We start from the raw sequence: 24539 nt of genomic DNA on the forward strand, positions 1-24539 counted from the left end.
CGTCTCAGCGGGCCGTGACGGCCGCGATCACGTCACCGGTGTGCAGCAGTCCACGGACCCGGCCAGCAGTGTCCACCACGACGTGCTCGCCGGGGCGCACCTGCACGGCGTCCAGGAGCTGTTCGCCCGTCAGGTCCTCCGGCAGCCAGGACCGCGGCGGCAGCGCGCGGGCCGTCGCACCGGCCCCCAGCGACGTGCGCCGCTCCTCCGGGACCTGCCGCAGCGCCGCCGTGTCGACGACGGCGACGGGCACCCCGTCGTCGGTGACGAGGACGACCTCGAGGTCGCGCGAGGACCCGGCCGTCGCGCCGGCGTCGATGGCGGACCGCGCGGTCCGCACGACCTCCTCCACCGTCGCACGCGCGTTCACGGCGATCGCCGGCCGCTGCAGCGCCCGCACCGACAGCTCGGGCACCCGCCGCTGGACCGACGCGAACTTCAGCGCCTCCGACGCCCCCTGCCACAGCAGGGCGCCGACGAGGGCCGCCCACACGACGTCGGTGATGGACGAGCCCCAGCCCAGCAGCCGCGGCAGCAGGAGCCCGCCGAGGAGGACCAGGACGGCCAGGACCCGGCCGACCCAGCCGGCCACGACCGTCCCGGCGGCGCGGTCGCCGCGCACCTTCCAGACGACGGCCTCCAGGGCGTGCCCGCCGTCCAGCGGCAGCCCCGGCAGCAGGTTGAAGACCGCCAGCAGCAGGTTGGACAGCATGAGCGCGCCGAGGAGCAGCTCCCCGACCCCGGCCGGACCGGGCTGCTCGGCGAGACCGTCGCGCAGCCGCCAGGCGACGAACGCGATGACACCGTTCGCCACGGGGCCGACGACGGCGATGAGCAGGCTGCTGCCCGGGGTCGTGCGGCCCTCGTGGGACGTGAACCCGCCCCAGAGGTTGAGGACGATCCCGGTGACCCGCTGCCCCGTCGCCTTCGCGGCCACCGCGTGCGCGATCTCGTGCAGGAGCACCGAGATCAGCAGCAGCACGGCGTACCCGAAGGCCACGACGTAGGACGCGGGACCGGGCACGCGCAGCTGCACCACGGGCGAGAAGACGACCACGATCAGCGCGGCGAAGAGGAACCAGGACGGGGCCAGCAGCAGCGGCACCCCGAACGGGCGGCCGAGGGAGATGCCGCCTCTCACAAGACTCCGCCGACGACCCGGGACGCGACCTGCTGCATCCGCCGATCCTAGGTGGCGGTCCGGCGGCGGACGCGGGGGGACCACCTCCTGTCCCCCGTAAGGTGGTCGGGTGACCACCGGCGTGCCTCGGATCGAGACCACCCCGGCCACGACCCGGCGTCCGCTGTCCCCCTCGCGGGCCTCCGACTTCATGCAGTGCCCGCTGCTGTTCCGGTTCCGCACCATCGACCGGCTGCCGGAGGTGCCCACCCGCGCGGCCGTGCGCGGCACCCTCGTCCACGCCGTCCTCGAGCGGCTCTTCGACCTCCCCGCGCACGAGCGCACCGCGGAGCAGGCGTGCGCGATGGTCGAGGGCCAGTGGCACGCCCTCCTCGAGCGCGAACCCCGCGTCGCGGCGCTCTTCCCGCAGGACCCGCCCGGGACGGCCGACGAGGAGGGGCTCGCCATCTGGCTGACCGAGGCCCGGCGTCTCCTGCAGCGCTACTTCGACCTCGAGGACCCGACGCGCCTGGAACCGGCGGGCCGGGAACTGCCCGTCGAGATCGACCTCACCGACGGCCTGCACCTGCGCGGCATCGTCGACCGCCTGGACGTCGCCCCCGGCGGGGCGATGCGCGTCGTCGACTACAAGACGGGGCGGGCGCCCTCGGAGCTGTTCGAGTCCAAGGCGTTGTTCCAGATGCGCTTCTACGCCCTCGTCCTGTGGCGGCTGCGCGGGGAGGTGCCCCGCCAGCTGCAGCTCGTCTACCTCGGCTCCGGCGACGTCCTGCGCTACGCCCCCGACGAGGCCGACCTGCTCGCCACCGAACGCAAGGTCCGTGCCCTCTCCGACGCCATCGAGCGGAACCGGGCCGCGGGCGACTGGCGCCCGAAGCCCGGCCGCACGTGCACCTGGTGCGACCACAAGGCGCTGTGCCCGAGCTTCGGGGGCACCCCGCCACCGCTGCCCGAGGTCTGAACCCCCGACCGCACCCTCAGACGCGCGTCGGCTGCACCGCGCGGGCGAAGGCGGCGAAGCGGTCGACCGCGGCCGGGACGTCCCACGAGTGCCACGCCCCGGCCAGCACCTCCGACACCGCCCCCGGGACCTCCCGCGCGATCCGCGCCGCCGCCTCCGGCATCCCCGGGAACGTCTGCTCCCCCACGAGCGCCAGCACCGGGACGTCCCGCCCCAGCAACTCCCCCAGCGGACCGCTCGCGGCCCACACCAGCGACTCCCCGTCGGCGCGGTAGGCGGGCGCCTGCGCGACGAAGCGGGCGTGGAACGGCATGTGCGCCAGTCCTTCCCGGAACTCGGCGGGCATGTCCCGCACGTACTCCGCCGTCGCGCCGGCCAGGTCTCCGGCGTCGAGGCGGTCGGTCACGTCCGCCAGCCACGAGCGCACCGAGTCCAGGTCCGACTGCTCGTCCAGCGGTGCCTCCCACAGGACGAGCCCCGCGGTCGGCACCCCGCGCGCGGCCGCGGCCAGCGCGATCGAGCACCCGGAGGAGTGCCCGACGAGCACCGCCGGCCCGCCACCGGCCGCGTCCACGACGGCGGCGACGGCCGCGAGCTCACGCTCCAGCGTGACGTCGCCGGTGGCCGCGCTGTCGCCGCGGCCCACCCGGTCGTGCACGGTCGTCGTGAACCCCCGGTCGGCGAGGGCCTGCGCGGTCTGCGTGGTCGCCCCGTCGATCTCGCGGTAGGGCCCTGCCCCGGCGATGAACACGACGGCCGGTCCGGAGCCGTAGCGGTCCAGCACCACCGTGTCGCCCTGGTCGGTCTGCACCTCGAGTGTCGTCATGCCCGTGGGACTCGGCGCACCGGTGGAACTCATCGCCACGACTCACCGGTGCGGGCGCACCTCACGCCAGGGTGTCCACCGGCCGGCCCGCGGCGATGCGACCCAGCGCCGCGACGTCGACCTCGGTCAGGGCCTCGACGCGGCTGCGGCCGGGGGCGGCCGGGATCGGCACCATGTGCGGGCAGGCCAGGACGTGCGCACCGGCCGCCTCCCCCGACGCGACCCCCGTCGGGGAGTCCTCCACCACGACGCAGTCGGCCGGGTCGACCCCCAGCAGCTGGGCGGCGCGCAGGTACGGGTCGGGGGCGGGTTTGCCCCGCTCGACCTCGTCGCCCGCGACCACGACGGTGAAGGCGCCCGGCAGCATCGCCGCGACCGTCGCCGCCAGGCTGCGGTACGACATCGTCACGAGCGCGCACGGGACGCCGGCCTCCCCCAGGGCGCGCAGCAGCTCCAGGGCCCCCGGCCGCCACACGACGGCCGCGCTCACCTGGGCGATGACCGCCTCGATGAGCTCGTCGACGACGGCCACGGCGTCCAGGCGCACCCCCGTCGTGCGTTCGACGTGCTCGGCCAGGACACGCCCGGAGTCCGGCAGCGCGCTGCCGACCAGCTGCAGCGCCTGCTCGTGGCTCCAGGTGGCCCCGTGCCGCCCGAGCAGCGCCGTCTCGGCCGCGATCCAGTGCGGTTCGGTGTCGACGAGCGTGCCGTCCATGTCCCACAGCACGGCGGCAGGGAGCTGGACGGGTGTCTCGGAGGTGTGTCCGGTGGGCGCTTCGTGGGGACTCATCAGCCCCGGAGTCTAGGGTTGAGCCGTGCCAGAGCAGCCTGCCGACCCCACGACGGACGACCTCGTCCTGCGCAACCCCGTCGTCATCGCGGCCTTCGAGGGCTGGAACGACGCGGGCGAGTCCGCCAGCCAGGCCGTCGCCCACCTCCACGACGTCTGGGACGCCACCGAGCTGGCGGAGTTCGACCCCGAGCTGTACCACGACTTCCAGGTCAACCGGCCGACCGTCCACTTCGACGACGACGGCCGCCGCCAGCTCACCTGGCCGACCACGCGCATCTCCGCCGTGCAGCTGCCCGACGGCCCCCGCGACGTCATCCTCGTCCGCGGCATCGAGCCGTCGATGCGCTGGCGGACCTACGCCCAGGAACTCGTCGAGGTCGCCCGGACGCACCACGCCTCCCTCGTGCTGACCCTCGGCGCGCTCCTGGCCGACGTCCCGCACACCCGCCCCCTGCCCGTCACCTCCAGCAGCGAGGACCCCGAGCTCGTCGAGAAGCTCGATATCGAGCCCAGCCGCTACGAGGGCCCCACCGGAATCGTCGGGGTCGTCCAGGACGCCATCACGGCCGCCGGCATCCCGTCGGTGTCGCTGTGGGCGGCCATCCCGCACTACGTCGGGCAGCCCCCCTCGCCGAAGGGGACCCTCGCGCTGCTGCGCCGGATCGAGGAGCTGCTCGACCTGTCCATCCCCCTCGACGAGCTGCCCGAGGACGCCCGTGCGTGGGAGCGCGGTGTCGACGAGCTCGCCGGCGAGGACTCCGAGATCGCGGAGTACGTCCAGCAGCTCGAAGAGGCCAAGGACACCGCCGAGCTGCCCGAGGCCTCCGGGGAGGCCATCGCACGCGAGTTCGAGCGCTACCTGCGTCGACGCGACGACCCGCCGCGCCGCGGCTGACCCTCCAGAGTCACCCGCCCGGGTGACGCTGTGTGCGGATCCGGCCCCACGGAGACCAAGATCACGGCAGACTGGTCGGGGCCGGACCGTCCGGCCGCACGAGGGGGGACACCCGTGAACTTCCAGACCGCGATCAAGACCGGCTTCTCCAAGTACGTGACCTTCTCCGGAAGAGCCCGGCGCTCGGAGTACTGGTTCTGGGCGCTCTTCGCCTTCCTGGCGGGCGTCGTCGCGAGCATCCTCGACACCATCGCCGGGACGACCACCAGCAGCGGCGGCGGGGTCTTCCGCGGGCTGGTCGCCCTGGGTTTGCTGCTGCCCGGTCTCGCGGTCTTCTTCCGCCGGATGCACGACATCGGCCGGTCCGGCCTCTGGGTCCTGACGCTGCTCATCCCGGTGGCCAACATCGTCTTCGGGATCATCTTCATCGTCTGGGCCTGCAAGGACAGCCAGCCCGGCGCCAACCAGCACGGCCCCAACCCCAAGGGCATCGGCGACGGCTACGGCCAGTTCCCCGGCCAGCCGCCGCAGTTCGGCCAGCCCGGTCAGTACGGCCAGCCCGGTCAGTACGGCCAGCAGCCCGGCCAGTTCTGACCCTCACCCGCTCGACTCCGCAGGTGGTCGCTCCCCGTCCGACGTGACGGGGACTGACCACCTGCGCCAGCATTGGGCGCCGCGCGGACCGTCCGCGCCGCCCGAGGAAAGGGGCCCCGTGGGTTTCGCCGACGCCGTCAAGACCTGCCTGCGCAAGTACGCCGTCTTCTCCGGACGCGCCCGACGCTCCGAGTACTGGTACTTCCGGCTCTTCCTCGGCCTCCTCGGCCTCGTGCTCGGCATCGTCTTCGCCGTCGTCGCCGGCTCCATCGCCGCCGCCGCCGGAGCCAGCGGCTCCGAGACGATGTCCGCCGGCAGCACGATCGCCATCGTCGTCATGTACCTGCTGGTGCTCGTCGTCTCCCTCGCGGTGTTCCTGCCGTCGCTGGCCGCCGAGGCGCGCCGGCTCCACGACACCGGCAAGTCCGCCTGGTGGATCCTCCTGGAGCTCGTGCCCGGCGGCGGCATCGTGCTCATCGTGTTCTGCGCCATGGACTCCACCCCCGGCCCCAACGAGCACGGCCCCAACCCCAAGGGCGTCGGCGGCGGCTACGGCCAGTTCCCCGGCCAGCCCCCGCAGTTCGGCGGCCCGGGCCAGCAGCACGGCCAGCAGCCCGGCCCGTTCTGACCCGACGCCCCCGAGGCGTCCCCGGACCCGTCCACGCCATGATGGGACCGACACAGCAGTCCGATGAGCGTCCCGACCGTGCCGAACACCGAGGAGGAACTCGTGTCCTGGCGGCTCGAAACACCGCGCGTCCTCGTCGTCGACCTCGACGGGTCCAAGGGCAGCGCCGTGCGCGCCCAGACCGGTTCGATGGTCGCCTACGAGGGTGACGTGCAGTTCAAGAACGCGGGGATGGGCGGTGGAGGGGGCCTGCGCGCCGCCCTCAAGCAGCGCGTCACCGGTGAGTCCCTGTCCCTCATGGAGGTGACCGGCCGCGGCACCGTGCACTTCGCCGTCGACGCCGGGTACGTCCTCGTCCTCGACCTCGCCGGCGACACGCTCAAGGCCGAGTCCGAGGGGCTGCTCTGCCTGCAGGACAGCCTGAAGACGGACGTCACCTTCACCGGCCTGCAGGGCGCCTCCAGCGGCCAGGGCCTGTTCACCACCACCGTCACCGGCCACGGCCAGGTCGCGCTGCTGTCCCTCGGCGGACCGCCCATCGCCCTGCGCGTCACGCCGCAGACCCCGCTCGTCGTCGACCCCGACGCCTACATCGGGGCCGTGGGGAGCCTGTCCCAGTCCTTCGTCACCGACGTCTCCTGGCGCAACCTCATCGGCGAGAGCTCCGGGGAGGCGTTCTCGTTGCGGTTCGAGGGCCAGGGCGTCGTCTACATCCAGCCCGAGGAGCGCTGATGGGCTTCACGAAGGTCACCTCCAAGGTCGTCCTCGCCGAGGTCCGCCCCGGCGCCGAGGTCCTGGCCCGTCGGGGTGCGATGCTCGCCACGAGCGGCCAGATCGCCTTCTCCCCCGTCGTCGGCGGCCCGGGCGGCGGCGCGTACGGGGGCGGCATCGCCTCGGCGCTCGCGCGCGGCATGCAGGGCGAGGCGGTCCCGCTCATGGTCGCCGAGGGCAACGGCACGGTCCACTACGGGTACCGCGGCCACCACGTGACGATCATCGACCTCGACGGTTCGGCGCCCATGTCGGTCGAGGCCGACCGGTTGCTCGCGCACGACGCGTCCATGTCCAGCTCCGTGGTGTTCCTCGGCCAGCAGGGCGGTCTGCGCGGCGCCGTCCGCGGCGCGGTGACGGGCCAGGGCCTGTTCACCACGCAGCTGTCGGGCCGCGGCACCGTGGCGGTGCTCTCCCACGGCGGCACCTTCGCCCTCCAGGTCGGCGGGAACCGGCAGGTCGTCGTCGACCCGCAGGCCTACGTCGCCCACGTCGGCAACCTGCGCCTCGACGTCGCCACGGCCCTGTCGTGGCGCGACGCCGTGGGACGCGGGTCCGGTGAAGGCGTGCAGCTCAAGGTGTCCGGTGAGGGCACCGTCTACGTCCAGGCGAGCGAGGAGAAGCTCTGATGGCCTCCACCAGCCCCCAGCCGCTCGACCCGCAGTCCCTGCCGGACCACGACAACCTGCCCGACAACCCGTACGCGTACTGCGTCCGGCTCACCGGCCCGTTGTTCATGCAGACCGGCCGGATGATCGCCTACTACCCCGCCGGCGGCGGGACGATCCGCTTCGAACCGCTGACGGCGACGTCGATGACGTCCATGGTCGCCTCGAAGTTCTCCTCCCCGCTCTACAGCCGGGACTGGGTCGTCGCGAACGGCCAGGGCCACGTCCTGCTCGGCGACCGCGGGTACGACATCAACTCCTACGACCTCGACGACGGGAACCTCACCGTCCGCGCCGCGAACCTCCTGGCGTTCGACGCGAGCCTGGAGCTCAAGGAGTCGATCATCCCGGGGTTCCTCACCCTCATCGGGACGGGGAAGTTCCTGGCGAGTTCCTCGGGCCCGGTCATCTTCGTCGAACCCCCGGTCCGGGTGGACCCCGAGGCGCTCGTCGGCTGGGCCGACTGCCCGGCACCCTCGCAGCACTTCGACGCGGGCTGGATGGGCCACTTCCTCGGCGCGGCCCGCGGCGCCCTGTTCGGCACCCGGTCCGGGGAGGAGCGGCAGTACGACTTCACCGGCGCCGGGACGGTCCTGCTGCAGAGCTCCGAACGCATGCTGGAGGACCCGCAGGTCGTGCGCCGGCTGGAGGGCGAGGTGCACCAGTTGGGGCCGAACCAGTTGCGGCACCTTTCGGGAGTCATCCAGCAGCAGCTCACGCAGCACCAGCAGTGACCGTGGACCTGTGGCGCGAAGTGCTGGCCACCCACCCGGTGTTCGACGGCCACAACGACCTCGCGTGGGAACTGCGGGAACGGTTCGGCTCCGACCCCGTCGCCGCCGGCCTGCTCGACCAGCCGACCCTGCACACCGACGTCCCCCGGCTCCGGGCCGGGGGCGTGGGCGCGCAGTTCTGGTCGGTGTTCGTCCCCTCGGACTGGGACCCGGCCGCGGCCACGGTCGCCGTCCTGGAACAGGTCGACGTCGTGCGCCGTGTCGTCGCCGCCCACCCGGACGTCTTCGCGTGGACGCCGACGGCGGCCGCGGTCCGGCAGGCGGTCGCGACCGGACGCATCGCGTCCCTGCCCGGCGCCGAGGGCGGGCACGCCATCGCCGGGTCGCTGGGCGTCCTGCGCGAACTGCGGCGGGCGGGTCTGGCGTACATGACGTTGACCCACAACGACAACACGCCGTGGGCGGCGTCGGCGACGGGCGAACCCGTCGACCACGGCCTGACGGAGTTCGGCCGCGACGTCGTGCGCGAGATGAACCGGACGGGTGTGCTCGTCGACCTCTCGCACGTGCACGAACGGACGATGCACGACGCCCTCGACGTCACGTCGCGACCGGTGCTGTTCTCGCACTCCTCCTGCCGCGCCGTGACCGACCACCCCCGCAACGTGCCCGACGGCGTGCTGGAACGGCTGCCCGGCAACGGGGGTGTCCTCATGGTGACGTTCGTGCCGGCCTTCGTGGCCGCCCCCGGCGCCGACCGGGCGAGCCTGCAGGACGTCGTGCGCCACCTCGAGCACGCACGCGATGTCGTCGGCGTCGAGCACGTGGGGATCGGCGGCGACTACGACGGCACCGACACGTTCCCCGACGGGCTGCAGGACGTCTCCTGCTACCCGGCGCTCCTGCAGGCCCTGGCCGACCGCGGGTGGTCCGCGGCCGACCTGCGGGCCCTCACGTCCGGCAACGCCCTGCGCGTCCTGGAGCAGGCGCAGGACGGGACGTCGGTCGACTAGCGGGCGAGTTCGACCCCGAGCAGGGCGGCGACCAGGTCGCGGACCAGGGCCGGGGACCCCGTGTCGTCGCCGTCGCCGGCCGCCACCCACGCGTCGACGGCCGCGACCGCCCCGGGGGCGTCGAGGTCGTCGGCGAGGCGTTCGCGCACGCTCGCCAGGAGTTCCTCGGCGGGCGGACCCGCGGGGCGGGCGACGGCCGCGCTCCACGCGGTGAACCGCTCGCGTGCGGTGGCGAGGACCTCGTCGGTCCACTCCCACTCGCTGCGCCAGTGGTGGGCGACGATCGCCAACCGGACGGCACCGGGTTCGACCCCGGCCGCGCGGAGCGTGGAGACGAGGACGAGGTTGCCCTTGGACTTGCTCATCTTCTCGCCGTCGAAGGCGACCATGCCGGAGTGCGCGTAGGCGCGGGCGAACGGCCGGGACTCCGGCCGCAACAGGTGCGCGTGCGAGGCGCCCATCTCGTGGTGGGGGAAGACGAGGTCGGAGCCGCCGGCCTGCACGTCGATGGGCATCCCCAGGTGCTGCAGGGCGATCGCCGTGCACTCCACGTGCCAGCCGGGCCGGCCGCGGCCGAGGTCGCCGGCGTCCCAGGCGGGTTCGCCCTCGCGTTCCACCCGCCACAGCAGCGGGTCGAGGGGGTCCCGCTTGCCGGGGCGCTGCGGGTCGCCGCCGCGCTCGGCGGACAGCGCGAGCATCGTCTCCCGGTCGTAGCCGCCGACCTCGCCGAACGCGGTGTCCGCGCCGACGGGGAAGTACACGTCCCCGTCGGGGCCGCCGTCGACCCCCGGGACCCGGTAGGCCGCCCCCGCCGCGAGCAGGTCCCGGACCGCCTGGGACACCAGGTCGACGGCTTCGACGACGCCGAGGTACTCCTGCGGCGGGACGACCGACAACGCCTCCATGTCGGCGCGGAACAGGTCGATCTGGGAGGCCGCGAGGTCTCGCCAGTCGACCCCGGTGGCCGTGGCGCGTTCGAGCAGCGGGTCGTCGACGTCGGTGACGTTCTGGACGTAGTGGACGTCGAGACCGGCGTCGCGCCACGCGCGGCCCAGCAGGTCGAAGGCGACGTAGGTGTTCGCGTGCCCCAGGTGGGTCGCGTCGTAGGGCGTGATGCCGCAGACGTAGAGCGTCGCGGTGCCCTCCTCCGGGCCGACCGGCACGACCTCGCCGGTCGAGGTGTCGTGGAGGTGGACGCGAGGGCCCCGACCGGGGAGGGACGGGACGGCGGGGACGGGCCAGGAACGCACGGGCCGAACCTACCTGGCGTCGCTCAGAACGGCGGCCACGGGATGGTCCGGTGGCCCCGCGGCCGCGGCATCCGGTCGGCGGTGAGCAGCCGCTCGGTGCGTTCCAGCGTCGCGACGACCTCCTCGACCGCCAGCAGCTCCCCCAGCACCTCGCCGAGCGGGCCGTCGAGGTCGGCGACGAGCACGCTGAGGACCTCGCGTTCGTCGGCCAGCAGCCGCGTCCCGCCGAAGCCCCACAGCACCGTCCGCAGCTTGGGTTCCTCGTGGAAGGTCAGTCCGTGGTCGACGCCGTGCACGGCGCCCGACCAGCCGGGCAGCACGTGCCCGCCCTTGCGGTCGGCGTTGTTGAGCACGACGTCCAGGACGGCCATGCGCCGCAGCCGCAGGTCGTCGGCGTGGACGAGGGAGACGGGAAGGCCCGCGCCGTCCTCGGCCTCCAGGACCGTCAGCCACCCCGGTTCCACCCGGCGCGCGGGGACGATGTCGACCAGACCCGCCCCCGGGGAGGGCAGGACGACCTCGTCGGCGTCGGCGGGGTCCGCGCCGTCCTGCTGCAACCACAGCTGGACCGACCCCGGCCCGAGCGGTCCGTCGCGGAACACGGTGGGCGGCACCACGTCCCACCCGGTCGTCGCCGAGACGGCGTAGGAGGACACCTCCCGGCGGGCGAGGGTGTCGTCCGGGAAGTCCCACAGGGGGCGCTCCCCCGAGACCGGCTTGTAGACGCACGCGAGGTCGCCCTCGTCCGTGGTGCAGGTGGCGTAGAGCGTCGCGTTCGACGCGTCCGCGAGCCGACCGCGGATCCGCAGCTCCCCCGTGGCGAGGCGGACGAGCGCCTCCTGCTCGTCGACCCCGGCGAACGTCCCGCTCAGCGCCGGTACCCGTTCGCGCGGGGACACACGTGGCCGGCGCTGTCGAGCGGACCGGCGCAGAACGGGCACGGCGGCCGGCCGGCGGCCACGAGCGCCAGGGCCCGGGCCGCGAACGCCCGCGCGGTCGCCCCGTCGAGGGAGACGCGCAGCAGGTTCTGCTCCGGGCCGGGTTCGGGTTGCTCGGGGTCGACGTCGGTGTCGCTGACCTCGAAGCACTCGATGACGACGACGTCGCGTTCGCCGTCCCAGGCCAGGCTCATGGTCCCGACGCGGAAGTCCTCGTCGATGGGCAGGTCGAGGGGGGCGGTGTCCTCGCTGCCCGCGGGCGGCATGGCGGGGACGGGCGCGGACCCGCCGGACCGGCGCACGATCTCGTCGAGGAGCTCGCCGACGCGCTCGGCGAGGGCGGAGACCTGCGTCTTCTCCAGGGCCACGGACGTCAGGCGCCCGCCGCCCCTGGCCTGGAGGAAGAAGGTGCGCTGCCCCGGTTGACCGACGGTCCCCGCGACGAAGCGCTCGGGCGGGTCGTACTCGTGCACGGGCATGGCGCCGACCCTACGCCGCGCCTGTGCTGCCACCGACGACCGCGTCGCTGCTCGACGCCTTGCGCGTCGACCGGCGCTTCTTGCGGGCCGGCGCGAAGCCGGCGAGGTCGCCGCCGGAGTCGTTCATCCGCAGCACGAAGGGCCGCAGCGGGGCGTAGCGGACGACCGAGACGGAGCACGGGTCGACGGACAGCCGCTGGAAGAGGTCGAGGTGCATGCCGAGGGCGTCGGCCAGGACGGCCTTGATGACGTCACCGTGGCTGACGGCGACCCAGACGGCGTCCTCGCCGTGCTCGGCCGCCACGCGCGCGTCGTGCTGGCGCACCGCTTCGAGCGCCCGGTGCTGCATCGTCGCGAGTCCCTCGCCCGCCTCGCCGGGGAAGACGGCGGCCGAGGGGTGCGACTGCACCGTGCGCCACAGCGGTTCCCGGGTGAGGTCCTTGAGCGCCTTGCCCGTCCAGTCGCCGTACTTGCACTCCCCCAGCCGCTCTTCGGTGCGCAGCTCCGGCCGAGGTCCCGTCGGTCCGTCGACGGAGCGCAGCGCGTCGGCGGTCTCCTGGCACCGTTCCAGCGGCGAGACGACGAGGTCGGCCACCGGCACCGGGGCCAGCCGCTGGGCCAGGGCCGCGGCCTGCGCACGACCGGTGTCGTCGAGGTGGACGTCCGGCGTCCAGCCGGCCAGGACGCCGGCGGTGTTGGCGGTGCTGCGGCCGTGGCGGACGAGCAGGAGGGTCGGCACGGCCCCCACTCTAGGCCGCTCGTGGAGTGCGGCCCGGCGTGGTGCGCGGGTGGTTGCGTCAGCTAATTGGCTCCGGTAACTGAACTTCCGCTGTTGCTGCGGTCGACCGCGACGCAGGGCACGATGAGCCCGTGATGCACCAGTGATCGTGGACGTGGCGACCTACCGGGACGGACGGCGCCACGAGGTCCCCGACCTCACCGCGACCCTGCGGGCCTGCCGCGAGGACGCCTCGGCCGCCGACGCGGCCCCCTCCCCCGACCCGGCGCAGGAGGAGTTCCTCTGGCTGGGTCTGAAGGACCCCACGGCCGCGGAGTTCGCCGACGTCGCCGACTCCCTGCACCTGCACCGGCTCGCCGTCGAGGCGGCCGTCGCGGGCCACCAGCGGCCCAAGATCCAGTGGTTCGGCGACACCGTCTTCGTCGTCCTCAAGGTGCTGGAGTACTTCGACGACTCCTCCAGCGTCGAGACCGGCGAGATCATGCTCTTCGTCGGGCGCAGGTTCGTCGTCTCGGTCCGCCGGGGCGCGGTGGGCTCGCTCACCGAGGTCCGCGCCGCCGTCGAACGCGACCAGCGCCGGCTGGCCCGCGGCCCCAAGGGCGTCCTGCACGCCGTCATGGAGCACGTCGTCGCGGGGTACGCCACCATCGACGCCGAGCTCGAGCAGGACGTGGAGGAGATGGAGGAGCAGGTCTTCTCCCCCAGCCGCAGCTCGGACGCCCAGCGCATCTACTCCCTCAAGCGGGAGGTGCTCGAGGTCCGCCGCGGCGCCGTCCCCCTGGTGGCCCCCCTGAGGAAGCTCGTCGACGCGGGGACCGGGGCGTCAGGGGCGCCGGCGCACGAGGTGTCCCACCACCCCGTCGACGCGCAGGCGCTCTTCGTCCTGCGCGACGTCCTCGACACCCTCCTGCGCACCGTCGACCACGTCGAGACGTACGACCGGCTGCTGACGGACATCCTCAACGCCCACCTCGCGCAGGTCTCCGTCCGGCAGAACGACGACATGCGCAAGATCTCGGCCTGGGCGGCGATCGCGGCCGTCCCGACGCTCATCGCGGGCGTCTACGGGATGAACTTCAAGGACATGCCCGAGCTGAGCTGGCACTACGGCTACCCGTTGTGCGTGCTCGCGATGGTCGGGATCTGCGTCGTCCTGTTCCGCCTCTTCAAGCGCTCCGGCTGGCTCTGAGCGCCGCCGTCAGCCGAAGCTCGTGCCGTTCCACGCCGGCAGGACCTGGGTGAGGACCAGCGCGTAGACCACGACGGCCAGCGCGATCCGGTAGACGACGAACACGGTGTAGCTGTGTGTCGTGATGAAGCGCATGAGCCAGGCGATGACGACGTACCCGACGACGAACGCGACGACGGTGGCCACCGCGGTGGGCACCCACGCGATCGCGGCGCCCGTGCTCACCTCGTCGTACAGCTGGTAGAAGCCCGAGAGCACGACGGCGGGGATCGCCAGGAGGAAGGAGTAGCGGGCGGCGGCCTCGCGCGTGTAGCCGAGGAGCAGGCCCATCGTGATCGTGCCGCCCGACCGCGAGACCCCGGGGATCAGCGCCATCGCCTGCGCCAGACCGAAGAGCACACCGTGCTTCCAGGTGAGCTGGTCCAGCGTGCGCTCCTTGCGCCCGAAGCGGTCGGCCGCCCCCAGGACGAGGGCGAAGACCCACAGCGTGGTGGCGATGACGACGAAACCGCGCAGGGTCGTCTCGATCGCGTCCTGGAACAGCAGCCCGAGGAGCCCGATCGGGATGGTCCCCAGGATGACGAGCCAGCCCATCCGCGCGTCGGGGTCGTTGCGCGGCACGCGTCCGGCGAGGGACTGCACCCATCGCGTGATGATGCGGGCGATGTCCTTGCGGAAGTAGAGGATCACCGCGGCCTCGGTGCCGAGCTGGCAGATGGCGGTGAACGCCGCACCCGGGTCCTGCGCCCCGATGAGGGTCCCGACGATCGCCAGGTGGCCGCTGGAGGAGATGGGGAGGAACTCGGTCAGCCCCTGCACGAGGCCGAGGAACGCACCTTCGAGGACGCCCATGCTCACGCCGGGGCACCTCCCGTCGGGCAGGCGGGGACGACGCGCGAGCTGGGGATGGGCACAGCCGAACGCTAGCGGGCGCTCACCCGCGCCGGGTGGGGCGGGTTCGGTGCGTCACCGCGGACGCACCGAACCCTCACACCGGACGGTCAGAGAGGCTTCGGGGCCTCGTCGTCGGAGTCCTCGGACTCCTCGTCCTCGGTGTCCTCGTCGTCGTCTTCGTCGTCGTCCTCGTCGTCGTCCTCGCGGTCGTCCTCGACGTCGTCGTAGAGGACGAAGGGCGTGACCTCGTCGTAGGCGTCGTAGATCGCCTCCTCGTAGACCTCGAAGGCGTCCGCCACGCGCTGGTAGGCGTCGGCGACGGCGGGGTCGGTCTCCCCCCGGCGGTTGGCGGCGGCAGCGAGGTGGTCCTCGAGGGCGGCCACGAGTCGGGCCAGGGCCGCGCGCGGGTCGGGGGTCATGGTCCGACCGTACCGGGAACGGGTGCGCCCGCCCCACGGGGTGCATCATGGTCACGATGGCTGCGCACGAGACGACCACGCCGGACCGCCACGAGTACGAGTACCGGGTGCTGACCCTGCCCCGGGAGACGTCGCGCGGTGACGCGCGCCGACTCCTGACCGAGCACGCCGAGTACGGCCGCTGGGAGCTGGCCCGGGTCCGCCTCTACATGGGCGGCAGCCGCAAGGTGTGGCTCCGGCGCAAGATCATCCGGGTCGCACGCACGGCCTGAGCGGCCTACCGTCGCCCTCCGTGGGCATCTTCCGGACGAAGAGCGTCGAGGACGCGATCGCGACGACGGACGAACCCGAGCACCGGCTGAAGAAGACGCTGGGGGCCTGGGACCTCACCGTGTTCGGGGTCGGCGTCATCATCGGGACGGGCATCTTCGTCCTCACCGGGGAGGCGGCCGGCACCCGCGCCGGCCCGGCCGTGACGCTGTCGTTCGTCATCGCCGGCGTCGTCTGCGCGCTCGCGGCCCTCTGCTACGCCGAGTTCGCCTCGACCGTCCCGGTCGCGGGCTCGGCCTACACCTTCTCCTACGCCAGCCTCGGCGAGGTCGTCGCGTGGATCATCGGCTGGGACCTCATCCTCGAACTGGCCCTGGGGGCCGCGACGGTGGCGGTCGGGTGGTCCAGCTACGCCGCGGACCTGCTCAGCCAGACCCTGGGCCTGCGCGTGCCGGAGTGGCTGTACTCCACCGACCCCTCCCCCACGCAGCCGAACCTCATCGCCGCGGCCGTCATCCTCGTGCTCACCGGGGTGCTCTGCGTGGGGACGAAGGCGTCGGCGCGGGTCAACGCCGTCGTCGTGGCGATCAAGCTCACCGTCGTCGCCGTGGTGATCGTCGCCGGGTTGTTCTTCGTCAAGGTGTCCAACTGGTCCCCGTTCGTCCCGCCGACGGGGTCGCGCGGCGCCGTCAGCACCCCGCCGGACCCCTCGCTGTGGCAGGACCTCGGGGTCCCGCTGGGGACCTTCGGCCTCGGGGGTGTCCTCACCGCCGCGGCGCTCGTCTTCTTCGCCTTCATCGGCTTCGACATCGTGGCGACGGCGGCGGAGGAGACGAAGAACCCGCAGCGGGACGTCCCGCGGGGCATCTTCGGCTCGCTGGCGGTCTGCACGGTCCTCTACGTGCTCGTCTCCCTCGTCGTGACGGGCATGGTCCGGTACGACCGGATCTCCGTCGAGGCGCCGCTGGCGAACGCGTTCCGCGCCGTCGGTGCGGACGTCGTCGCCACCCTCATCAGCGTCGGCTCCGTCGTCGGCCTGCTGACGGTCATGATGGTGCTGATGCTCGGGCAGAACCGGGTGCTCTTCGCGATGGCGCGCGACCGGCTCATCCCGTCGTGGTTCTCCAAGGTCGACGGCCGGACGGGGGTGCCGCTGCGCATCACGGCCGTCACCGGGGTCGTCGTGGCCGTCGTCGCCGCGGTGACGCCGATCTCCGACCTCGCCGAGATGGTGAACATCGGCACGCTCTTCGCCTTCGTCCTCGTCTCGATCGGGGTCGTCGTCCTGCGCCGGACCCGGCCGGACCTGCCGCGGGCCTTCCGGATGCCGTGGGTGCCGGTGCTGCCGGTCGTCTCGGCGGTCCTGGCTCTCGTGCTCATGGGCTTCCTGCCGGGGTTGAGCTGGATCCGGCTGGGGGTGTGGATGCTCCTGGGGCTGGCCGTGTACTTCGCCTACGGCTACCGCAGGTCCCGGCTCGCGCCGGCGCGCTGAGCCGCCGGGAACAGAACCTGGTCGTGTACTCTTCAACCAGATACATGCAAACGCATGGACTTCGACGAGGAGCGCGACATGCAGTTCGGGATCTTCAGCGTCGGCGACATCACGCCCGACCCCACCACCGGTCGCGCGCCGACCGAGCACGAGCGCATCAAGGCGCTGGTGACGATGGCCGAGCACGCCGAGCAGGTGGGCCTGGACGTCTTCGCCGTCGGCGAGCACCACAACCCCCCGTTCGTGCCGTCCGCCATGACGACCCTGCTGGGCTGGATCGCGGCCCGCACCACCCGGTTGACGGTCTCGACGTCCATCGCGCACATCACGACGAACGACCCGGTGCGGATGGCCGAGGACTACGCGATGCTCCAGCACCTCAGCGACGGGCGCGTCGACCTCGTCCTCGGCCGCGGCAACGACGGCCGGCTCTACCCCTGGTTCGGGCAGGACCCCCGCCGCGGTGTCGAGCTGACGGTCGAGAACTACCAGCTGCTGCGCCGCCTGTGGGACGAGGAGGTCGTCGACTGGCAGGGCGAGTTCCGCACGCCGCTGCAGGGCTTCACCTCGACCCCCCGGCCCCTCGACGGCGTGGCGCCGTTCGTCTGGCACGGGTCGATCCGCACCCCGCAGGTCGCCGAGATCGCCGCGTACTTCGGTGACGGCTACTTCGCCAACAACATCTTCTGGCCGAAGGAGCACTACATCCGGCTCATCACGCTGTACCGCGAGCGCTACGCCCACTACGGGCACGGCACCCCGGAGCAGGCGATCGTCGGGCTCGGCGGCCAGGTGTTCATGGCCAAGAACTCCCAGGACGCGGTGCGCGAGTTCCGCCCCTACTTCGACAACGCCCCGGTGTACGGGAACGGGCCGTCGCTGGAGGAGTTCACGCGACAGACCCCGCTCACCGTCGGCACCCCCGACCAGGTCGTCGAGAAGACCCTGACCTTCCAGGAGTTCTTCGGCGACTACCAGCGCCAGATGTTCCTCATGGACCACGCCGGGCTGCCGCTGAAGACGGTGCTCGAACAGCTCGACATGCTCGGTGAGCACGTCGTGCCCGTGCTGCGCAAGGAGTTCGAGGCCCGTCGTGCCCCCGGCGTGCCGAGCGACCCGCCCTCGCACGCCGCCCGGGTGGCCGCGAAGGCGACCTCCGCCGCCTCCGGTGCCTGAGAGCCGGACCCGCACCGCGGTCGAGGCCTGGGAACAGGTGTTCCGGCTGCAGGCCACCCTCCTGCGCCGGTTCGACGCGCAGGACGTCTGGGGCGGGATGAGCGTGCGGGAGTACGACGTGCTCTACACGCTCGCCCGCTCCGGCGGACGGTGCCGGCTCGGCGGCCTGAGCGAGGAGGTCTACCTCCCGCAACCGTCGCTGAGCCGGCTCGTCGACCGGCTCGTCGGGCGGGGGCTCCTCACCCGCGAACCCGACCCCCGCGACGGTCGCGGCGTCGTCGTCGTCCTGACCGACGACGGCGCCGCGACCCAGCGGGAGATCGGTGGCCGGCACGCGGCCGGGATCGCCCGGGAGTTCTCGGCCCTGTCGAGCGACGAGCTCGCCGAGCTCGAACGGCTGTGCCGCAAGGCCCTCGAGGGGTGACCCGGCAGCGTCAGACGACGCCGCCGCCACCGCCGTCCGGCCCCTGCAGCGTCCCCGGATCGGTCCACCCGGCGTAGGTCCCCGCCGCGGCGTCGTCGACCTCGACCCAGGCGCCGGCGGCGTCGGGCACCCCCTCGAAGCACATCTGGAACGACGCGGTCTGCCCCGGCGCGAGGTCGGGGAGGTCGGCCGCGTCCGGCGACAGCGGCTCGGTGCAGTCGGTCGCGTCGTAGGAGTAGCCGTCTGCGTCGTAGAGGTAGCCGTAGAGGTCCTCGTAGGAGTCGCCCGACCCCTGGCCGGTGAACTGCACCGTGAGGTCGGCGAAGACGACGTCACCGCGCGTCGTCACGCCGTCGACCGTCACCGTGTACTCGTCGAGCTCGGCCGGTGCACCGAAGGCGAGTTCCCCCGCCGACTGACCGTCGTCCGGTCCCCCCGGGTCCGGCGCCGACCACGCCCCCGAGGAGCCGAGCAGGGCGGTGAGGAACACCCCGCCGGTGAAGACGACGAGGACGACGGTCAGCACGACGGACAGCAGCGTCCCGACGGCGCCCGTGACGAGGCCCGCGAGCGCCATGCCGCGGCCGGGGAGTCGCCGACCCAGGGCGATCGCGCCCGTGACGACGCCGGCCACGCCGAGCGCGGCGGCGAAGGGGCCGAGGACGGCGACGAGGGCGATCGAGGCGATCCCGGTGCACAGGCCGACGACGGCGAGCGCCGACGTGGACGTCGGTCGGGTCGGCGGGTAGGGCGGGGGGAACGCCCCGGGGCCGGGGGGCGAGGAGGGGTGGTGCCAGGTCACCTGTCCATTGCACCACCCGGGGCGCGGGCCGGGGGCCGGTCCGGGCGGGGACCCCCCGGGTGGGTGGTCGTCACCGGGACAGGACGGCGAGGACGACGGGCTCGGACTGCCCGGGCCACGTCCCGCGCAGGGCCGGACCGGTCGCGGGGAGGGGCTCCCCCACGACCCGCGGCAGGGTGAGCCGGGCGCCCCGGCCGTGGACCACGGTGGTCGTGCCCTGGTGCTCGACGACGGGCGTGTCCCAGGCGTCGGGATCCGTGACGGCGACCCCGTCGGCGAACCCCACGACTCCGTCCCCGCGCACGTGGGTGCTCCCGGGGAGCAGGACCAGCCCGTCGGGGGTCGCCTCGAAGAGGTCGGCCTCCCGCCCGGCGCAGAGGATCGTCGCGGCCAGGACGGCGAGGTGCACGGGATCGTGGCAGCCGTCGTGGATCCAGCGGTCGCCGAGGGTCGTGTGGGTCGTGGTCGTGACGAGGGTGCGGGCCGGTCCCGGGGCGCCCCGGTAGGTCAGGGGCACCTGCAGGACGCGCCCGTCGCCGGTGGCGAGCAGATGGGTCTCCATCCCGACCGCGCCGTCGGGGTCGTCGAAGCGGAACGAGCCCAGTGCGGTGAGTGAGGTCGGGTCCCCGCCCCCGGTCCAGGGCTGGCGCGGGACCCAGGCGTGGAGCAGTTCGCGCTTGGTGGGGGCGATGGTCGCGGGGTGGTGGACGGCCACGTCCCGGAGTCTGGCAGCTGGCACGCTGCTCGGGTGGAGCTGGGACTGCGGGACGGTGAGGTCCGGCTGGTGGCGCCCGAGCCGGCGTGGGCGGCGGAGGGTGCGGCCGAGTGCGCCCGGGTGCTCGCGGCGGCCGCCCCGTGGGCGCTGCGGGCCGAGCACGTGGGCAGCACCGCGGTGCCGGGGCTGGTGGCGAAACCCGTCGTGGACGTCGCGGTGGCGGTGCGGGACCTGGCGGACGCTGCCGCGATGGCGCCGGGGATGGCGGGTCTGGGGTACGACTTCCCCGGTGACGTCGGCATCCCGGACGACTTCGTGTTCGGCAGGTCGCGGGGTTTCCGGACCCACCTCGTCCACGTCGTCGCCGACGGCGGCCCGCGCTGGGGGGACTACCTGGCGTTCCGGGACGCGTTGCGCGGCAGCGACTCCCTGCGGTCGGAGTACGCCGCGCTGAAGACGGGCCTGGCCGCCGCGCACCCCGGGGACCGGGTGGGGTACGCGGCGGCGAAGGCGGCGTTCGTGGCGCGGGTGCTCAGGGGGTGAGCCCGACGGCGGGCGCGTCGGCGTCCCGGGACGCCTCGTCCTGGAGCCCGTCTCCCCCGTGCCGGTGCAGTTCGGCGTAGCGGCCGCCGAGGGCGAGCAGTTCGCGGTGGGTTCCGCGTTCGACGATGCGACCGGCCTCCAGGACGAGGATCTGGTCGGCGCCGCGGACGGTGGACAGCCGGTGGGCGATGACGATGGCCGTGCGACCCTCCAGGGCCTCGTCGAGGGCGGCCTGGACGGCCGTCTCGGAGGCGTTGTCGAGGTGGGCGGTGGCCTCGTCGAGGACGACGATCCGCGGCTGGGCCAGCAGCAGCCGCGCGATGGTCAGCCGCTGCCGCTCCCCGCCGGAGAAGCGGTACCCGCGCTCCCCCACGACGGTGTCCAGGCCCTCGGGCAGGGCGGCGACGAGGTCGCGCAGGCGGGCGCGGTCGAGGGCGTCGAGGAGTTCGGCGTCGGTGGCCTCGGGGCGGGCCAGCCGCAGGTTCGAGCGCAGCGACTCGTGGAACAGGTGACCGTCCTGGGTGACGACACCGACCGTGCGGCGCAACGACTCCGCGGTGAGGTCGCGGACGTCGTGGCCACCGATCCGGACGGCGCCGCCGTCGACGTCGTAGAGGCGGGCCAGGAGCTGGGCGAGGGTGGACTTGCCGGCCCCCGAGGAACCGACGATGGCGACGACCTGCCCCGGTTCGACCCGGAAGGACACCTCGTGCAGCACGGGGACCCCGCCGCGGGTGTCGAGCGTGGCGACGTCCTCGAGGGAGGCCAGGGAGACGTCGGAGGCCGCGGGGTAGGCGAACCCGACGCCGTCGAACTCGACGGTGACGGGCCCGTCGGGGACGGCGTGGGCGTCGGGGCGTTCCCGCACGAGCGGGACGAGGTCGAGGACCTCGAAGACGCGGTCGAAGCTCACGAGGGCGCTGGTGACGTCGGCGCGGGCGCTGGCGAGTGCCGTGAGGGGGGCGTAGAGGCGGGTGAGGAGGAGGGCGAGGGTGACGATGCTGCCGGCGTCGAGGGTGCCGGCGATGGCTGCGACGCCGCCCACCCCGTAGACGACGGCGAGGGCGAGGGCGGAGACCAACGTCAGCGCGGTGACGAAGACGCTGCGGCGCACGGCGGTGGTGACGCCGATGTCGCGGACGGCGCGGGCGGCGCCGGCGAAGGCGCGGGACTCGTCGTCGGGGCGGCCGAAGAGCTTGACGAGGGTGGCGCCGGGGGCGGAGAAGCGCTCGGTGGTCTGGTTGATCATCGTGGCGTTCAGGTGCGCGGCGCGGCGGGCCAGCAGGGCCAGGGACCGGCCGAAGCGGCGGGCGGGCAGCAGGAAGACGGGGAGCAGGACGAGCGCGAGGACCGTGATCTGCCAGGAGATGCCGATCATGACGACGGCGGTCAGGGCGACGGCGACGATGTTGGAGACGATGCCGGAGAGGGTGTCGCTGAAGGCGCGCTGGGCGCCGAGGACGTCGTTGTTGAGGCGGCTGACGAGGGCGCCGGTGCGGGTCCGGGTGAAGAAGGCGACGGGCATGCGCTGGACGTGGTCGAAGACGCGGGTGCGCAGGTCGAGGATGAGGTCCTCCCCGAGGGTGGCCGACCACCACCGGACGACGAGGCCGAGGGCGGACTCGACGACGGCGACGGCGGCGATGAGCAGCGCGAGGGTGACGACGCGGGAGCGTTCACCGTCGGCGACGGCCTCGATGACGCGGCCGGCCAGGACGGGGGTGGCGACGGCGAGGACGGCCAGGACGACGCTGCCGACGACGAAGAGGGCGAGCAGACGGGACCGCTCGCGGGCCATGGCCAGGACGCGGCGGGGCGTGTCGGCGCGGAAGGGCCGCCCCCCGGGGCCGCCGTCGGGCGCGCTCATCGCCTTCCACAGCGCCGTGTGGGCGACGTTCTCCATGCTCATGACGAGGACTCCGTCTTCAGGCTCACCGGTGGGACTCCAGGCAGGAGGGGGACTGCATGTCTCGACGCTAGGTGCTGCAGCGCGCTGCAGCTCAACGGGACGTGGGACCCACCGCCGGGGCGGCATGCTGGGGCGGTGAGGGAGACGTGAGGCGGTGGTGGCGCGGGGCGGGTGTGCGGGTCCGTTCGACGGTGGCGGCGACGGCGCTGCTGGCGGTGCTCGTGGTCGCGGGGGCGTTCCTGGGGCTGGCGGTGGTGCGGCTCGCGCTGTACGGCGGGGACGCCGAGACCGGGGAGCTGCAGGCGCGGCTGGTGCGGCTCGCGGTGACGGGGCCGGCGTTGACGCGCGGTGACGTCGACGGTGGGCTGGCCGCGGTCGTGGGCGCGGACGCCGACCGGGGCTCGCACGTGCAGGTGGTGCGCGCCGACGGGCAGGTGGTGGTGGCGAGCGTGGCCCTGCGGGGGCGGGCGCCGCTGTCGGCGCTGCGTCCGGGTGAGGCGCAGGTGGCGCGGGAGACGGTGGACCTGCCCGGTCTGTCGGGGTCGGCGCCGTGGGTGGTGACGGTGCTGGGCGCGGACGTGGACGGTCAGCGGTTCTGGGTGGTCGTGGCGCAGAGCACGCAGGACGCGCAGCGGGTCCTGCACGTGGCGGCGGCGTTGCTGGCGGTGGGCACGCCCGTGCTGCTGGGGGCGATCGCGGTCGCGACGTGGACGTTCGTGGGTCGTTCGCTGCGGCCGGTGGAGGCGATCCGCTCGACGGTGCAGGGCATCACGGCGGGCGGGCTGGACGGGCGGGTGCCGGTCCCGGCGGGGGACGACGAGGTGTCCCGGCTGGCGGTGACGATGAACTCGATGCTGGCGCGGTTGGAGGCGTCGCAGCGCTCGCAGCGGCGGTTCGTCGCCGACGCCAGCCACGAGCTGCGCTCGCCGGTGGCGACGCTGCGGGCCGCGGCGCACGTGTGGCGGGGACAGGTGGACCCGGAGTTCGCCGAGCTGGTGGCTTCCGAGAGCGGGCGGTTGGAGGCCCTCGTGGGGGACCTGCTGCTGCTGGCCCGCGCCGACGAGGGTCGGCTCGTGGGGGCGGGGGCCGTGGAGGTGGACCTGGACGAGGTGGTGGAGGCCGAGGCCGTGCGGGTGCGCGCCGTCAGCGGGGGGTCGCCGGGTGTGCGGGTGACGACGGTGCCGGCGCGTGTGCGCGGGGACGCGGGGGCGCTGACCCGTGCGGTGCGCAACCTCGTCGACAACGCGGTCCGGCACGCCGGCGGTGTCGTCGAGCTCGCGGTGGCCGTCGAGGACGGGGACACGGCGGGGGGCCCGGCGGGGGGCACGGCGGGGGGCACGGCGGGGGGCACGGCGGTGGTGACCGTCGCCGACGACGGCCCGGGGATCCCCGCCGGGGACCGCGAACGGGTGCTGGAGCGGTTCGTGCGCCTGGACGAGAGCCGGCAGCGCGGGGCGGGTGGCACCGGGTTGGGGTTGGCGATCGTGGCGGAGGTCGCGGCCGCGCACGGCGGGTCGGTGGAGGTGGGCGAACGCCCGGGCGGTGGGGCGAGCCTGCGGTTGCGACTGCCCCTGGACGGGTCCGGGAGCGGGGCTCAGCCGCCGTCGGCGGCGAGCCGGTAGCCGGCGCCGCGGACCGTCTGGATCGCGGCGCGGCCGAACGGGATGTCGATCTTCTTGCGCAGGTATCGCACGTAGACCTCCACGACGTTCGGGTCGGCGTCGACGACGGGGTCCCACACGGCGCGCAGGATCTCCGTCTTGGACAGCACCTCGTCGCGGTGGCGCAGGAGCAGTTCGAGCAGGGCGAACTCCCGGGCCGTGAGGGTGACCGGCTGGCCGGCCCGTTCGACGCGGCGGCTGCCGGGGTCCAGGACGAGGTCGCCGGCGGTCAGGACGACGGGGCGCTCCGGGGCGCCGCGCCGCTGAAGGGCGCGCAGCCGGGCGATGAGCACCGGGAACGAGAACGGCTTGGTGAGGTAGTCGTCGGCGCCCAGGTCGAAGGCGTCGACCTGGTCGTACTCGCCGTCCTTGGCCGTCAGGACGAGCACGGGGGTCCACACCCCCGCCGCCCGCAGGTCCCGGCACACCTCGTAGCCGTTGCGGCCCGGGAGCATGAGGTCGAGGACGAGGACGTCGTGGTCGCCGCGCAGGGCGCGGTCGTACCCGGTGAGCCCGTCGTGGGCGACGTCCACGCTCAGGCCCTCGGCCTCCAGGCCGCGTCGGACGGTGTCGGCGAGGCGGACCTCGTCCTCGACGAGCAGGACCTTCACTCCCCCA

The 24539-nt window shown here is 73.7% G+C and carries 28 protein-coding genes; 15 read left to right on the forward strand and 13 right to left on the reverse strand.

From position 1 onward, the window contains the following. Window positions 1–4: 4 nt before the first annotated feature. A complete protein-coding gene (locus AB0637_RS11980; RefSeq protein ID WP_366172397.1) occupies window positions 5–1141 on the reverse strand; it encodes a site-2 protease family protein in 1137 nt (378 codons plus the stop codon). Window positions 1142–1250: 109 nt separating this feature from the next. Between AB0637_RS11980 and AB0637_RS11985 the strand changes: the two genes are divergently transcribed. Beyond that, window positions 1251–2099 carry a PD-(D/E)XK nuclease family protein gene (locus tag AB0637_RS11985; protein WP_366172398.1) on the forward strand — a complete coding sequence of 283 codons (849 nt, stop codon included), beginning with the start codon at window positions 1251–1253 and terminating at the stop codon, window positions 2097–2099. 16 nt (window positions 2100–2115) lie between these two features. On the opposite strand, the gene AB0637_RS11990 is transcribed toward AB0637_RS11985, so the two are convergent. Together AB0637_RS11990 and AB0637_RS11995 are read right to left on the reverse strand one after the other, a co-directional pair. Further along, window positions 2116–2925, reverse strand: a complete 810-nt coding sequence (locus AB0637_RS11990) for an alpha/beta hydrolase (protein ID WP_366172399.1) — start codon at window positions 2923–2925, stop codon at window positions 2116–2118. Between the two features lie 61 nt (window positions 2926–2986). Continuing rightward, window positions 2987–3715, reverse strand: a complete 729-nt coding sequence (locus AB0637_RS11995) for an HAD family phosphatase (protein ID WP_366172400.1) — start codon at window positions 3713–3715, stop codon at window positions 2987–2989. A gap of 25 nt (window positions 3716–3740) precedes the next feature. On the opposite strand from AB0637_RS11995, the gene AB0637_RS12000 reads away from it, so the two are divergent. From AB0637_RS12000 to AB0637_RS12030, 7 genes are all read left to right on the forward strand, one after another. Continuing rightward, window positions 3741–4613, forward strand: coding sequence for a PAC2 family protein (locus AB0637_RS12000; protein ID WP_366172402.1), 873 nt, complete (start codon window positions 3741–3743; stop codon window positions 4611–4613). Between the two features lie 114 nt (window positions 4614–4727). Next, complete coding sequence (locus AB0637_RS12005) at window positions 4728–5207, forward strand: DUF805 domain-containing protein (RefSeq protein ID WP_366172403.1); 480 nt, start codon at window positions 4728–4730, stop codon at window positions 5205–5207. Between the two features lie 118 nt (window positions 5208–5325). Further along, window positions 5326–5835, forward strand: a complete 510-nt coding sequence (locus AB0637_RS12010; RefSeq protein WP_366172404.1) for a DUF805 domain-containing protein — start codon at window positions 5326–5328, stop codon at window positions 5833–5835. Window positions 5836–5898: 63 nt separating this feature from the next. Beyond that, complete coding sequence (locus tag AB0637_RS12015; protein WP_366172405.1) at window positions 5899–6567, forward strand: AIM24 family protein; 669 nt, start codon at window positions 5899–5901, stop codon at window positions 6565–6567. Next, window positions 6567–7235 (forward strand): AIM24 family protein, encoded by a 669-nt coding sequence (locus tag AB0637_RS12020; protein WP_366172406.1) that lies wholly within the window; start codon window positions 6567–6569, stop codon window positions 7233–7235. The genes AB0637_RS12015 and AB0637_RS12020 overlap by 1 nt, the downstream gene beginning before the upstream one ends. Beyond that, window positions 7235–8008: an AIM24 family protein gene (locus tag AB0637_RS12025; protein ID WP_366172408.1), complete on the forward strand. Its 774-nt coding sequence runs from the start codon at window positions 7235–7237 to the stop codon at window positions 8006–8008. Before AB0637_RS12020 ends, AB0637_RS12025 begins: the two co-directional genes overlap by 1 nt. After that, the gene (locus AB0637_RS12030; RefSeq protein WP_366172409.1) at window positions 8005–9021 is read left to right on the forward strand and encodes a dipeptidase; all 1017 of its coding nucleotides are present in this window, start codon (window positions 8005–8007) and stop codon (window positions 9019–9021) included. Before AB0637_RS12025 ends, AB0637_RS12030 begins: the two co-directional genes overlap by 4 nt. Here AB0637_RS12030 and mshC read toward each other — a convergent pair. From mshC to AB0637_RS12050, 4 genes are read right to left on the reverse strand one after another with little or no spacing between them, the layout of a single operon-like run. Continuing rightward, window positions 9018–10271: a cysteine--1-D-myo-inosityl 2-amino-2-deoxy-alpha-D-glucopyranoside ligase gene (gene mshC / locus AB0637_RS12035; protein WP_366172410.1), complete on the reverse strand. Its 1254-nt coding sequence runs from the start codon at window positions 10269–10271 to the stop codon at window positions 9018–9020. The genes AB0637_RS12030 and mshC overlap by 4 nt on opposite strands. 23 nt (window positions 10272–10294) lie before the next feature. Beyond that, complete coding sequence (locus tag AB0637_RS12040) at window positions 10295–11170, reverse strand: SCO1664 family protein (RefSeq protein ID WP_366172411.1); 876 nt, start codon at window positions 11168–11170, stop codon at window positions 10295–10297. Further along, window positions 11140–11688 carry a DUF3090 domain-containing protein gene (locus tag AB0637_RS12045; RefSeq protein WP_366172412.1) on the reverse strand — a complete coding sequence of 183 codons (549 nt, stop codon included), beginning with the start codon at window positions 11686–11688 and terminating at the stop codon, window positions 11140–11142. Before AB0637_RS12045 ends, AB0637_RS12040 begins: the two co-directional genes overlap by 31 nt. Window positions 11689–11698: 10 nt before the next feature. Next, window positions 11699–12427 carry a histidine phosphatase family protein gene (locus AB0637_RS12050; protein ID WP_366172413.1) on the reverse strand — a complete coding sequence of 243 codons (729 nt, stop codon included), beginning with the start codon at window positions 12425–12427 and terminating at the stop codon, window positions 11699–11701. A gap of 142 nt (window positions 12428–12569) precedes the next feature. Here AB0637_RS12050 and AB0637_RS12055 point away from each other — a divergent pair, with 142 nt between their 5' ends. Continuing rightward, window positions 12570–13616, forward strand: a complete 1047-nt coding sequence (locus tag AB0637_RS12055) for a magnesium and cobalt transport protein CorA (RefSeq protein WP_366172414.1) — start codon at window positions 12570–12572, stop codon at window positions 13614–13616. A gap of 9 nt (window positions 13617–13625) precedes the next feature. On the opposite strand, the gene AB0637_RS12060 is transcribed toward AB0637_RS12055, so the two are convergent. Together AB0637_RS12060 and AB0637_RS12065 are read right to left on the reverse strand one after the other, a co-directional pair. Next, the gene (locus AB0637_RS12060; protein WP_366172480.1) at window positions 13626–14468 is read right to left on the reverse strand and encodes an undecaprenyl-diphosphate phosphatase; all 843 of its coding nucleotides are present in this window, start codon (window positions 14466–14468) and stop codon (window positions 13626–13628) included. A 149-nt stretch (window positions 14469–14617) separates the two neighbouring features. Next, complete coding sequence (locus tag AB0637_RS12065) at window positions 14618–14929, reverse strand: primosomal protein (RefSeq protein WP_366172415.1); 312 nt, start codon at window positions 14927–14929, stop codon at window positions 14618–14620. A 56-nt stretch (window positions 14930–14985) separates the two neighbouring features. Between AB0637_RS12065 and AB0637_RS12070 the strand changes: the two genes are divergently transcribed. From AB0637_RS12070 to AB0637_RS12085, 4 genes are all read left to right on the forward strand, one after another. After that, window positions 14986–15201 (forward strand): DUF5703 family protein, encoded by a 216-nt coding sequence (locus AB0637_RS12070; RefSeq protein WP_366172417.1) that lies wholly within the window; start codon window positions 14986–14988, stop codon window positions 15199–15201. Between the two features lie 20 nt (window positions 15202–15221). Then, window positions 15222–16691: an amino acid permease gene (locus tag AB0637_RS12075; RefSeq protein ID WP_366172418.1), complete on the forward strand. Its 1470-nt coding sequence runs from the start codon at window positions 15222–15224 to the stop codon at window positions 16689–16691. Between the two features lie 78 nt (window positions 16692–16769). Then, the gene (locus AB0637_RS12080) at window positions 16770–17867 is read left to right on the forward strand and encodes an LLM class flavin-dependent oxidoreductase (RefSeq protein WP_366172481.1); all 1098 of its coding nucleotides are present in this window, start codon (window positions 16770–16772) and stop codon (window positions 17865–17867) included. Then, the gene (locus AB0637_RS12085) at window positions 17860–18291 is read left to right on the forward strand and encodes a MarR family transcriptional regulator (RefSeq protein ID WP_366172419.1); all 432 of its coding nucleotides are present in this window, start codon (window positions 17860–17862) and stop codon (window positions 18289–18291) included. The genes AB0637_RS12080 and AB0637_RS12085 overlap by 8 nt, the downstream gene beginning before the upstream one ends. Window positions 18292–18301: 10 nt before the next feature. Here the strand turns inward: AB0637_RS12085 and AB0637_RS12090 are convergent, their stop codons facing one another. Both AB0637_RS12090 and AB0637_RS12095 read right to left on the reverse strand, forming a co-directional pair. Beyond that, window positions 18302–19093, reverse strand: a complete 792-nt coding sequence (locus AB0637_RS12090) for a DUF4190 domain-containing protein (RefSeq protein ID WP_366172421.1) — start codon at window positions 19091–19093, stop codon at window positions 18302–18304. 70 nt (window positions 19094–19163) lie between these two features. Beyond that, on the reverse strand, window positions 19164–19808 hold the full coding sequence (locus tag AB0637_RS12095) for a hypothetical protein (RefSeq protein WP_366172422.1): 645 nt from the start codon (window positions 19806–19808) through the stop codon (window positions 19164–19166). Between the two features lie 33 nt (window positions 19809–19841). On the opposite strand from AB0637_RS12095, the gene AB0637_RS12100 reads away from it, so the two are divergent. Beyond that, complete coding sequence (locus tag AB0637_RS12100) at window positions 19842–20351, forward strand: GrpB family protein (RefSeq protein ID WP_366172423.1); 510 nt, start codon at window positions 19842–19844, stop codon at window positions 20349–20351. Here AB0637_RS12100 and AB0637_RS12105 read toward each other — a convergent pair. After that, complete coding sequence (locus AB0637_RS12105) at window positions 20341–22260, reverse strand: ABC transporter ATP-binding protein (RefSeq protein WP_366172425.1); 1920 nt, start codon at window positions 22258–22260, stop codon at window positions 20341–20343. The two genes, AB0637_RS12100 and AB0637_RS12105, sit on opposite strands and share 11 nt — an antisense overlap. A gap of 146 nt (window positions 22261–22406) precedes the next feature. Here AB0637_RS12105 and AB0637_RS12110 point away from each other — a divergent pair, with 146 nt between their 5' ends. Further along, window positions 22407–23882 carry a HAMP domain-containing sensor histidine kinase gene (locus AB0637_RS12110; protein WP_366172426.1) on the forward strand — a complete coding sequence of 492 codons (1476 nt, stop codon included), beginning with the start codon at window positions 22407–22409 and terminating at the stop codon, window positions 23880–23882. Here the strand turns inward: AB0637_RS12110 and AB0637_RS12115 are convergent. Continuing rightward, entirely contained in the window at window positions 23855–24532 is a 678-nt protein-coding gene (locus tag AB0637_RS12115) for a response regulator transcription factor (protein ID WP_366172427.1), read from the reverse strand. The two genes, AB0637_RS12110 and AB0637_RS12115, sit on opposite strands and share 28 nt — an antisense overlap. Window positions 24533–24539 lie beyond the last annotated feature (7 nt).

The organism is Kineococcus sp. NPDC059986 (assembly GCF_040702905.1).
Lineage (GTDB): Bacteria > Actinomycetota > Actinomycetes > Actinomycetales > Kineococcaceae > Kineococcus.